General features: G+C 66.2%; 9 protein-coding genes and 2 pseudogenes. 3 read left to right on the top strand and 8 right to left on the bottom strand.

From position 1 onward, the window contains the following. From MFF64_RS33035 to MFF64_RS33020, 4 genes and pseudogenes are all read right to left on the bottom strand, one after another. Positions 1–1,062, bottom strand: a 1,062-nt coding sequence (locus MFF64_RS33035) for a catalase family peroxidase (RefSeq protein WP_238193448.1), incomplete at its 3' end; no start/stop codon positions are given. An 8-nt stretch (positions 1,063–1,070) separates the two neighbouring features. Further along, complete coding sequence (locus tag MFF64_RS33030; RefSeq protein ID WP_238193452.1) at positions 1,071–1,838, bottom strand: anti-sigma factor family protein; 768 nt, start codon at positions 1,836–1,838, stop codon at positions 1,071–1,073. Between the two features lie 2 nt (positions 1,839–1,840). Next, a pseudogene (locus MFF64_RS33025) lies at positions 1,841–2,371 on the bottom strand (RNA polymerase sigma factor). A 272-nt stretch (positions 2,372–2,643) separates the two neighbouring features. Then, positions 2,644–4,296 carry an ISL3 family transposase gene (locus MFF64_RS33020; RefSeq protein WP_238193447.1) on the bottom strand — a complete coding sequence of 551 codons (1,653 nt, stop codon included), beginning with the start codon at positions 4,294–4,296 and terminating at the stop codon, positions 2,644–2,646. 221 nt (positions 4,297–4,517) lie between these two features. Here MFF64_RS33020 and MFF64_RS33015 point away from each other — a divergent pair, with 221 nt between their 5' ends. Further along, positions 4,518–4,814 (top strand): hypothetical protein, encoded by a 297-nt coding sequence (locus MFF64_RS33015; RefSeq protein ID WP_238193446.1) that lies wholly within the window; start codon positions 4,518–4,520, stop codon positions 4,812–4,814. 222 nt (positions 4,815–5,036) lie between these two features. Continuing rightward, positions 5,037–6,479, top strand: a complete 1,443-nt coding sequence (locus MFF64_RS33010; RefSeq protein WP_238193451.1) for a sensor domain-containing diguanylate cyclase — start codon at positions 5,037–5,039, stop codon at positions 6,477–6,479. 90 nt (positions 6,480–6,569) lie between these two features. Here MFF64_RS33010 and MFF64_RS33005 read toward each other — a convergent pair whose 3' ends face one another. Both MFF64_RS33005 and MFF64_RS33000 read right to left on the bottom strand, forming a co-directional pair. Beyond that, the gene (locus MFF64_RS33005; RefSeq protein WP_238193445.1) at positions 6,570–7,250 is read right to left on the bottom strand and encodes a Crp/Fnr family transcriptional regulator; all 681 of its coding nucleotides are present in this window, start codon (positions 7,248–7,250) and stop codon (positions 6,570–6,572) included. Between the two features lie 274 nt (positions 7,251–7,524). Further along, the gene (locus MFF64_RS33000; protein ID WP_238193450.1) at positions 7,525–7,704 is read right to left on the bottom strand and encodes a DUF1127 domain-containing protein; all 180 of its coding nucleotides are present in this window, start codon (positions 7,702–7,704) and stop codon (positions 7,525–7,527) included. Positions 7,705–7,850: 146 nt separating this feature from the next. Between MFF64_RS33000 and mddA the strand changes: the two genes are divergently transcribed. Continuing rightward, a complete protein-coding gene (gene mddA, locus MFF64_RS32995) occupies positions 7,851–8,585 on the top strand; it encodes a methanethiol S-methyltransferase (RefSeq protein ID WP_238193444.1) in 735 nt (244 codons plus the stop codon). Positions 8,586–8,636: 51 nt separating this feature from the next. On the opposite strand, the pseudogene MFF64_RS32990 reads toward mddA, so the two are convergent. Together MFF64_RS32990 and MFF64_RS32985 are read right to left on the bottom strand one after the other, a co-directional pair. Then, a pseudogene (locus MFF64_RS32990) lies at positions 8,637–9,011 on the bottom strand (HAD-IA family hydrolase); the annotation flags it as partial. Between the two features lie 29 nt (positions 9,012–9,040). Further along, positions 9,041–9,811 carry an SDR family oxidoreductase gene (locus MFF64_RS32985; RefSeq protein WP_238193443.1) on the bottom strand — a complete coding sequence of 257 codons (771 nt, stop codon included), beginning with the start codon at positions 9,809–9,811 and terminating at the stop codon, positions 9,041–9,043. Positions 9,812–9,813 lie beyond the last annotated feature (2 nt).

The following is a 9,813-nucleotide window of genomic DNA, read 5'->3' as shown; positions in this document are numbered from 1 at the left end:
GTCCTCGCCAGCGCGGCGGGTGAAGGACTGCGAGTAGGCCGCCGAGCGGGCGCTCAGCAGCGGGTCGTCGGACGGCGCGATGCCGAGAGGCAGGACGAGAGGATCGAAGTTCACGTCCCGGCAGTTGCCCGCCGCCTCGGGCGTCGACCCGGCGAGCGCCAGAGTGCCAAGGTCAGCGGTCTCGCGGTCGGCGGGCCAGGGCTGCGTGGCATCCGCGGTGGGGTCGCCGGGTCGTCCGAGTGTCGCGACGAGGTGCCAGCGCAGCGCACCCTCCCGAAGCTCGGCCGCAAGCTCGTCGAAGAGAAAGTTCTTATCCTGCCGCACTGACTGACCGGCGGTCTCCGGCGAGGGAGTGCGCTCCGGCACGAGGGTGAAGCGCGCCGGCGTGTCCCGGCCATCCGCCGCGATGAGGCGAAAGGCGTTGAGGCTCCAGTAGGTGCTGTCGGCGAAGCCGACGGTGACCGTGCGCGCCTTGATCAGAGCTGCGGCCTTCGCGCTTTCTGGGTGGGCGGCGAAGAAGGCCGTCAGGCGCGTCGGATCAGGCTTGCCGGTGGCCGGATCGGGCTTGGCGGCCAGGAGCTGCTCGTAGAACGCCTCGGGCGTGCGCACTGTGAAAACCGGGATGTTGTTCATGCCCGTGCGCCACTCCTCGCTGTCTGGCAGCGTGAAGCGCAGAGCGAGACTGCGCACGGTGGCCTCGGTATCCGCCGCGTAGGGCTGGCCGCCGGCGAGCGCCACACGGCCCGCGACGGGCGTCACCCGCCCGGCGGCGAACAGGCTGGCCTTCGAGAATGAGGCACCCGCGCCGCTCGCGGTGAAGCTGCCTTCGACGCAGAGGCCCTTGGCGTGGTTGCGGCGGAAGCCCGGATGTGCGCCGTTCACCTGCTCGAAGCGGTCGATCACTCGCGCCGGTGTCAGCGCCCCTGGAGAGAGCCAGCCGCCTGCATAGGCGAAGCCGCAGGTCGTCCCGGTGAGCACCGCCCCGATGGCGGCGAGCCGGAGGAGAAGGGCGTGCCGCGTCGTTTCGGGAGGTGCCCCGGTCAGGTCGTTCAGCAAAGACATCGGATCCCTCAGGTGTTCGTCGCCGTGGTGCGGCGGATCGTGTTTGCGAGAGGGTGCAGCACGGCCGGATCGGCCGCCCCGACCAGGCTGTAGCCGAGCCCGTCCTGCGCCCAGGCATATCCGGTGGCCGATCCGAACCTGTGCTCGCGCATCGGCGCGTCACCGGGCTCGGCCATCGGCCGCATGAGGACGACGAACCGTGTCCCCCTATGATCGTCGTACATCAGGAGGCCCGCGGGGCCGTGCGGGGTGGCGACCAGGCGCCCACCCATCAGCCGGCAATCGGCGGACCTCAGGTCCGGCACACCGACCTTGCGGTCGAGCCGAGCGGAGAACCAGCGGGCGAGTTCGGCGCTGTCGCTCGCGGCGAGTTCGACCGGCCGCGTGCGGTCGGGAGCGTAAACCGCGAAATTGGCGCTCGCCTCCTGCGCCAAGGCATCGACGCCGGCAGGCGCGAGCGTGCCGTGAAGCCCCCAGCCGCCGAGACCGCCCAGCGCGAGGAGTATCGCGGCCGCCGCGGCTTGCCAGGCGGATACCTGCAGCCGTGGCCGTCGCCGCGCCTCGACGATGTGTGCAAGATTGAGTTGGGCCGGGACCGGTTCGGTCGCGATGGGCGCGAAGGCGGTCCTCAGGTCACGGCCGAGGGTGCGAAGACGGTCGACCCGGGTTCGGGCGTCGGGATTGGCGGCGAGGTACGCCTCGACCTCGGACCGGCGGGCCGTGTCGAGGCGCTCGTCCACGAGCGCTTGGATGTCGTCCTCACTGATCGGGCGCAGGGTCACTTCACCCTCCTGAGAAGCGGGCGCTTGGCGGGAGTGGAGCCGCTCTCGCCGTCTATGAGCTGGATCATCCGGTCACGCGCGCGGAAGAGGCGCGACATCACGGTTCCGACCGGGATGGCGAGCACCTGCGCGGTCTCGGCTTAGGAGAGCCCTTCCACGGTCACGAGCAGGAGCACGCCGCGCTGTTCCTCGGGCAGTTTGTCGAGGGCTGCCATCAGGTCGCGGTGGCGCAGCCCCTGGTCCTGGCTGGGCGCAATCGCGAGGCTCCCCTCGGGCGCATCCTCGACGGGCAGGTGCGGTCCGCGCCGGGCACGCTGACGCAACTGGCTGATCGCTAGGTTGTGCAGGATCGCGTAGAGCCAGGGGCGGGCGTCGCCGTTGGGACGGCGTTGATGCCAGCGGCTCACCGCCCGCTCCAAGCAGTCTTGGACGAGGTCGTCGGCATCGACCGGGTTGCGAAGGAGGGCTCGGGCGTAGCGGCGCAGTGCCGGGATAAGCGGCTCGACGAGACGCATCATGTCGCTCATGGCCAGCCTCCTGACACGCGCGGATCTCCTCCGTTCGTGGGCCGCCCTGCGCAACCGCGAGAAGCAACCTCACGCGGACATCGACGCCGTTCGCCACCGCGTATTCCATACCTTGCGCAAAATTTTTCGGCGTATCCGAACGCGTCGACCTGTCCGTCTGCGCGCAGTCGGGTGGAATAAGCTGCGATGGACGGTGTCCGTCAGGTTGTGATCGGCTCGAGCACGATGCTGGTCAGCCCCCAGCGGAGTGGTTCATCGGCGAGTTTGGTGGATCAGGCTGCGAGGAGGAAGCGGCGGCGGAGGAGGTCGAGCTTGGCCCGGCCATACATGCTGCGCTTCAGCAGCTTGAGGCGGTTGATCTGCCCTTCTGCCTGGCCGCTGCTCCATGGCAGTTCCAGACCGGCACGCACGGCCGCACGATCCTGATCGAGGCTAGCGGCAAAACTCTCGACCACGCGTACGCCGCAGCGACGTGCCTCCTCCAGCCACCTGTCGAAGGTCACCATGGAGGCGGGATCCGCACGCCTCCCGCCGCAACTGCTATGGATGATCCGACAGAACCGGCGAGCCAGGCCGACGACCTTGGCCCCCTCGCCATCCTGAAGCACCCATGCCACCGTCGCGGCGGCTTCGGGATCAAGCTCATCGGGGTCACGCAAGAGATGCCATGACAGCGGCTTGGGCGGCGGAACTGGCAGTCGTGCCGGTGGCGTCATTGTCGCTGCGGCTGGTGATCTCTGCCAGCGTCGGATCGTCGTCTTGGCCGGGCGCGTGCGCCGTTGGCTCAGCCAGCGTTTGACCTGCTTTGGGGTGCCGGGATAGCCGAGGGCGCGAAGCTCGCGCCAAAGCTGCATGGCGTTCTCGCAGCCCTCATCAAGGCGGGCGGTGAGGTGATCGAGGTAGGGATCCAGGATGCTTGGCCCTGGCCCGCGCAGGCTGTGGCGCGGTAAATGTTGGGCGAAGGCGTATTTGCGCACGGTGGCGCGGGCCAGACCGGTCTCGCGGTTGATGCGGCGGAGTGACTGTCCGGCCGCGACGCGGCGGCGAACGTCATCGTAGAGACCCTGCCAGCGTTCGACGGCCGCAGCCCGGGTCAACACCTCGGCGGGAGCACGTGAATACGCCTTCGTCCGGCGGACCGAAGGCGCGGGAGGAGTCGTTGGCGGCAGCTGCTTCAGGCGCGGGTGAACCAGGACGAGCCAGCGTTCGAGCATCTGCCGGGTGTTGAGCAGCAGATGCCAGCGATCGGCGACCTGCCGGGCGCTCGGCGCTCCCATCGTGGTCCCCCGTGCGTACTCAGTGGAGCGGTCGCGGGCTACGAGGTGGATCTGCGGCTCATGGCGGAGCCAGGTCGCCAGAGTGGCAGCCGAACGATCTGGCAGCAGGTCGAGGGGACGATGGCGCTCGAGGTCGACCACGACCGTGGCATAGGTCCGACCCTTGCGCAGGGCCCAGTCGTCGACACCAACGATCAGCGGTCGCCCTGCGGATGGCAGCGGGAGAGCGCGGATCGCGCGCAGCAGGGTCGTGGCGCTGGTCGGCATCGCCAGTTGCGCGAGCAGACGAGCGGCAGGCTGGCCACCGAGCGCGATCCCGGTTCGCGCCTGGGCCTGAGCCAGTCGGCGGGTGCGGTGAGCGTGGCGGCCGAGCAGATGCGGGAAGCGTTCGGCGAAGGTGCGACGTGAGCAGCCGGCAGCGTGGCAGTAGAAGCGTCGCACCGTGAGGTGCAATCGCACGATCTTGCCGCTGGCGGGCAGGTCAGCGGGCCGTCGTTGATAGCGGCTATGGACAGCCGAGCTGGGCGTTCGACAGGTCGGGCAGCGCGCCTGAGCGCGTTCGCCTTCTGCGGCGACAACGAGAGCGTCGCGGCCGTCACGCACCACACGCAGCAGGCGGCATCCGGGAAGATGGCAGAGCAGGGTCATGCCCTGATCTGCGAATCGGCACCGGCATCGACCAGACGCTCGCCTTCGCACTCCCAGATCCACCAAACTCGCCGATGAACCACTCCGATGGGGGCTGACCAAGCGCCGGTCACATCACCGAGCGCGACCGGCTCGTTGCCTTCGTGCGCGATGAGGTGACAGCGTTTGCCGCCAACCCATTCCCATCGACGACCGCTGGCGCTGCTCGCCAGCGCTGGGGGATGCGCGAGATCGAGTTCCGCGCCATGGAGGTCGCCTCGGCTGGACTGTCCTGCCTACTCGCCGCATTGGCACGCCTGCCGAGCAGCGAGCCGCTGCGCCAGGAAATCCTACGAGCCGGAAGCCACAGCCTGTACCTTCTCCATTTTGGGGACGGCTGCCGGATCGTCGGTGCCGTGCTGCACGGAAAGCCGCGCCAGGAGCTGCCCCAGTTCAGGAGTTTGCCGAAACCGCGTGGACGGCCGCGGAGATCGCCGAACACTCAGCAGCTCGACCTGTTCGGAGGGCACGGTCTCTGACACGAAACGTGCCTGCGTTCTCGAGATGATACAAATAATAGGCGTACAAATAACTGATTATTAGGCACTAGCAGGATACGATGGCGTTGGAGCAGGGGTGCATCCACTCGTGCGCGGGAACCGATGCGCCGTCACTTCCATCTCCTGGAACACCTCACCCGGCGAAAACTCGCGATCCTGAGCGTCGCCGCGACGCTTGCCCTGGGGACCGTCACGACCGTGATGGTGCTGCAGATGCGCCAGAGCGCCTGGGATCAGGTCTCCCGCACCTCGCTCAACCTGCTCGAGATCACAGAGAGCGCCTTCGAGCGCAACATCGAGCTCTACGACCTCTCCCTGCAGGCCGTGGTCGAGGGCTTGCAGAACCCCAGGATCGAGGGGATCGTGCCCGATCTGCGTCACCTCATCCTGTTCGACCGCTCCTCGACCGCCAACGGCCTCGGCTCGATCCTCGCCGTCGATGCCCAGGGCAACGTGTTCATGGACTCGGCATCGCAGGTGCCGCGGCGCCTGCGGCTCGACGACTGCGACTTCTTCCGGGTCCACAAAGAGCGGCCGGATGTCGGTCTCTACATCGGCACGCCGCTCCGCACCCAAAAGGACGCCAGGCTGATCATCCCGTTCAGCCGCCGTCTGGCCTACGCGGACGGGACCTTCGCCGGTGTGGTCGTTGGCGCCATGAACGTCTCCTACCTCGACGGGCTGCTGCGGCGCCTCAGCATCGATCCGGGCAGCAGCGTCGCCCTGTTTCGCACCGACGGTGTGATGCTCGCCCGCAACCCCTCCGACCAGAAAACCATTGGGCGCAACATCGCCGGATCAGCGCACTTCCACCACTACCTGGAGCACGACGCCGGACAGTTCGTCTCCACGGCGAAGTTGGACAACGTCGAGCGGTTCTACTCCTTCAGCCATGTCGGCTCGAGGCCGCTCATCATCAACGTGAACGTTTCCGTAGCGGCGATCCAGGCGATCTGGCGACCGAAGGCGGTCGGCATCAGCGCCGTCGTGCTGATCCTGTGCCTGGGTCTCACCGGCCTCACCTTGCTGCTGCAGCGTGAGCTCGAACGGCGGGCTCAGGCCGAGCGCGTTGCCCTCGATGCGAACAAGGCATTGGCTGAACTCGCGGCGACCGACGGGCTCACTGGCCTGCCGAACCGGCGCCACTTCGAGACCGTGTTCGACCATTTGCAGAGCCAGGCGGAGCGTACCGGCGAGAGCCTGTCGCTGCTGCTGATCGATGCCGACCAGTTCAAGCGCTACAACGACACCTACGGCCACCTCGCCGGTGACGAGGTGCTGCGAACCATCGCGCGCTGCCTCAAGCGGCAGGTGAGCGGGCCCAACGAAGTCGCCTGCCGGATCGGCGGCGAGGAGTTTGGTGTTCTGCTGCTGGGATCAGCAGGTCGCGAGGTGGTGTTTCGGGCCGAGCACATTCGCCAGGCGGTGGCACGCACCCAGATCCCACACAGCGGCCAGAACAGCGGGTTCGTGACGGTGAGTATCGGCGTGGCGCGCCTCACGCCTAGTTCGGGCATGACGCGGACGGAGTGTTTCGCGGCAGCGGACGCGGCACTCTACGAGGCCAAGCGGCGGGGCCGCAATCGCGTGATGGTGCAGCTCGATCAGGATGGTGGCATAACTGATAGTGTGGGCGCCGTCTGAGAGCTCTCACTGCCGCTTAGAAGCAAGGCGACAGTTCGTGATTTCACAGAAGAGCGGCCTGGCGACATCGGAGGCGCTCGTCAGGCGGGCTCATGGCGAGGCGGCCAAGGCGACCGAGGCAAGGGTTGTGGGATCGCGCACGACGACGCGGTTGCGATGGATGTCGAGCATGCCCTGACGCCACCAATTCTGGAGCTGCCGGTTTACCGTCTCGCGTGTCGTCCCCACGAAGTCGGCGATGTCGTCCTGCGAAATATGGAGCTCGGTGCCGAAATCCTCCGCCAGGGCCAGCAAGCGTCGCGCGATCCGTGCGGGCAGCGGCATCAGCACCGCCTCTTCGAGCCGTGCACTGACGAAGCGGAGGCGCTCGCAGAGAACCTCGATGACGCGCATTGCCAGATCGGGACACCGGCCGACGAGGTCCAACATATCGCGTCGGCGAACCACGAAGAGCTCCGCCGGCTCGGCCGCGATGGCGTCCGCACTACGCGACCGCCCGTCGAATAGCGCAATCTCGCCGAAGATGTCGCCGGGCCCGAGAAGGTTCAGTGTCATGCGCCGGCCCGTGCTGGTCCCAGCCATGATCCGGATTTCGCCGCGGCGGATCGCGTAGAAGGCGTCCGCCGGATCGTTCTTCAGGAACAGGGTCTCGCCGCGGGTGAGGCTGCAAGTGACACAAAGGTCGGCGATGGCCCGCCGTGTGTCGGGCTCCAGGCGGCCGAAGAAGGGGCTCGCAGAGAGCAGGCGCTCGAACTGGGCCGGGTCGGCCACGACGGTTGCTCCGTTTGGAGCCGCGCGGACCCGGACGGATCATGAGGCCGAGCGACGATCGCACGCTACCAGCCTCACCTCAAACCCGCCACTAGTTCGGAAAGGGAGCCGGCACCAGCCCAAGCGGAGGACCTGCCTCAGCGCAGATGCTTCGATGAGAGGTCGGACCGATAGCGCCTGGCGTGCGCTGGCAGGCGCGCGGATTTCTGACTGGCGCGCATCGGTTTGTAGCGATCGTCGGCGTGAAAGGCCGACCCGTGAATGGCTGCGGCGGCTATCGCTCGACCTTGAGGGGCCAAGCCCGCATCAATTCGGCTCTGACGAGTCCGAGATCCGCAAGATCACGGTCGTTGAACAGGGCGAGCTCGTGCCTTGTGCGACGACAGTCGAGCCACCGTCTGAAAGCTAGGAGCGCTGTAGCCACGTGGTCCTCCTCGGCTGAAGCGATCGACATGCCCGTGGCGATCATCCGCGTCCGTGACGGCGATCACAGACGCAAGCGGGCGATCCGCCGGATGAAGGATGTGGGCCGCGAGGCGTCAGGCTGGGACCAAGCCTTACAGCCCAGTTTGGCACGCTTTGATCGATGGAGGATCTTCCATGTCGCACGCTGCCCGCGTTCTTTACGCCCTCACTTCCTATGCGATCTTCCTTGTATCTTTCATCTATGCCATCGGTTTCCTGGGGGGCGGCTTCGTTCCGAAGGCCGTTGACGATGGGCCGATCGTCGCGCCATGGCTCGCCATCGTCACGAACATCGTCCTGCTCACCGTCTTCGCGCTCCAGCACAGCGTGATGGCACGCCCGCGCTTCAAGGCCTGGTGGACGCGCCTCGTTCCGAAGCCCATCGAGCGCAGCACGTTCGTCCTCCTGGCAAGCCTCGCACTGCTGCTGCTGTTCTGGCAGTGGCGCCCGCTCCCAGCGACCGTGTGGTCGGTCTCCGAGCCGGTTGTGGCATCCCTGCTCTCGGGGCTCTTCTGGTTCGGTTGGCTCGTCGTCCTCGCCAGCACCTTCATGATCAGCCACTTCGACCTTTTCGGGCTGAAGCAGGCCATCCGGGGCTGGCGCTCACCAGTACGGGATGAGGCTACGTTTACGACGCCCTTCCTCTACAAGCACGTTCGGCATCCGATCTACCTCGGCTTCGTCATCGCATTCTGGGCGACGCCAATGATGACGGTTGGCCACCTGCTCTTCGCTGCCGTTGCGACCGCGTACATCTTCGTCGGCATCCAATTGGAGGAGCGCGACCTCGTCGCATTCTTCGGCGATCGCTACATTCGCTATCGGCGCGAGGTGGGCATGCTCCTACCGCGCTATCGCGGCGCGCGCTAACGCTGGCGGTCCCCGACGACTCCGTGGACGTTGAGGTGCCTACTCGATCACACCATTGGAGAGGATGGCGGTCTTAACGCCAGTTGCGCGCAGGGCCTCAAGAGTGTGAACCACCTCCGGATAGGCATCCAGAGTTTGATAAGCCTCCAACAATGCTGGTTTGATTGCCGGATCGATGCTCGGATAGCGGGCCAGTGCGTAGTCGAGTGCCCGCTCAGTCAGTACCCAGAATGATGTGTAGCGCCCGCATAGCGACAATACCCAAGAGTATTCGAGCTGTTTCTGACGCCAAGTGTCCGACAAAGATTTTGCGTCCGGCCCAATTTAGGCGGCATGGCGTTGCACGGCCGAATTTACATCGAGCAAGGTACCGTACGCATCAAAGACGATGGCCTGAGCGCCGGCGAGGAAATCTGTCGCGGACATCATGCTCTCCTGGAAGAATGGGATTGAACTCAGACCGACCTGACCTCTCCGCCGTCCAACCGGAGCACCGTGCCGGTCATCCAATGCGCCGCTGGAGAGATGACAAATGCCATCAGATCCGCGATCTCCTCAGCTGTTCCGAAGCGAGCGATGCCAGCCTGACCAAGGAAATCCTGCTTCGCTGCCTCGACGCTTATTCCTTTTGCCGTCGCAGCTCTCTCGAGCAGCGCCATGCGGCGACCAGTGATACTCGCGCCCGGAGATACGCAGTTAATCTGCACGTCATCAACGATGCCGCGTTCCGCGAACGCCTTTGCCAAGGCTTCTATGCACGCATTGATCGCACCTACTGCCGCTGCGGCCGTCTTCGGGGTCACGGCAGCATTACCGGACATGAACACGACCGAGCCCTTAGACGCCCTCAGGGCGCCCCACGCTTGAATGGTGAGGCGCCGCGCTCCATGAAGTTTGAGTTCCAGGCCCACATCCCACTGCTCATCCGTCACTTGAAAAACGTCCAGCGCGGGAACCGCGCCCGCGATGTTGAGCAGTGCATCGATGCGCCCGAACGCGGACAGCGTCCGCTCGACAACCATCGCGGCCGCCGTGGGTTCAGTAAGATCGAGGTCGATCACGAGAGCTTCGGACCCGCCTGCCCTGACAGCCGCGGCTGTCTCCTCGAGCTTGGTGCGGTCACGCGCCACCAGCACGAGCGCCGAAAAGTCTTGGGCCAGGCGCATTGCCGCGGCTCTACCGATCCCCTGGCTGGCCCCGGTCACGATGGCTACCGTCTTCGTCATCT

Source organism: Methylobacterium frigidaeris (assembly GCF_022179185.1).
GTDB lineage: Bacteria > Pseudomonadota > Alphaproteobacteria > Rhizobiales > Beijerinckiaceae > Methylobacterium > Methylobacterium frigidaeris.
This window is presented reverse-complemented; position numbering and strand designations above follow the sequence as displayed.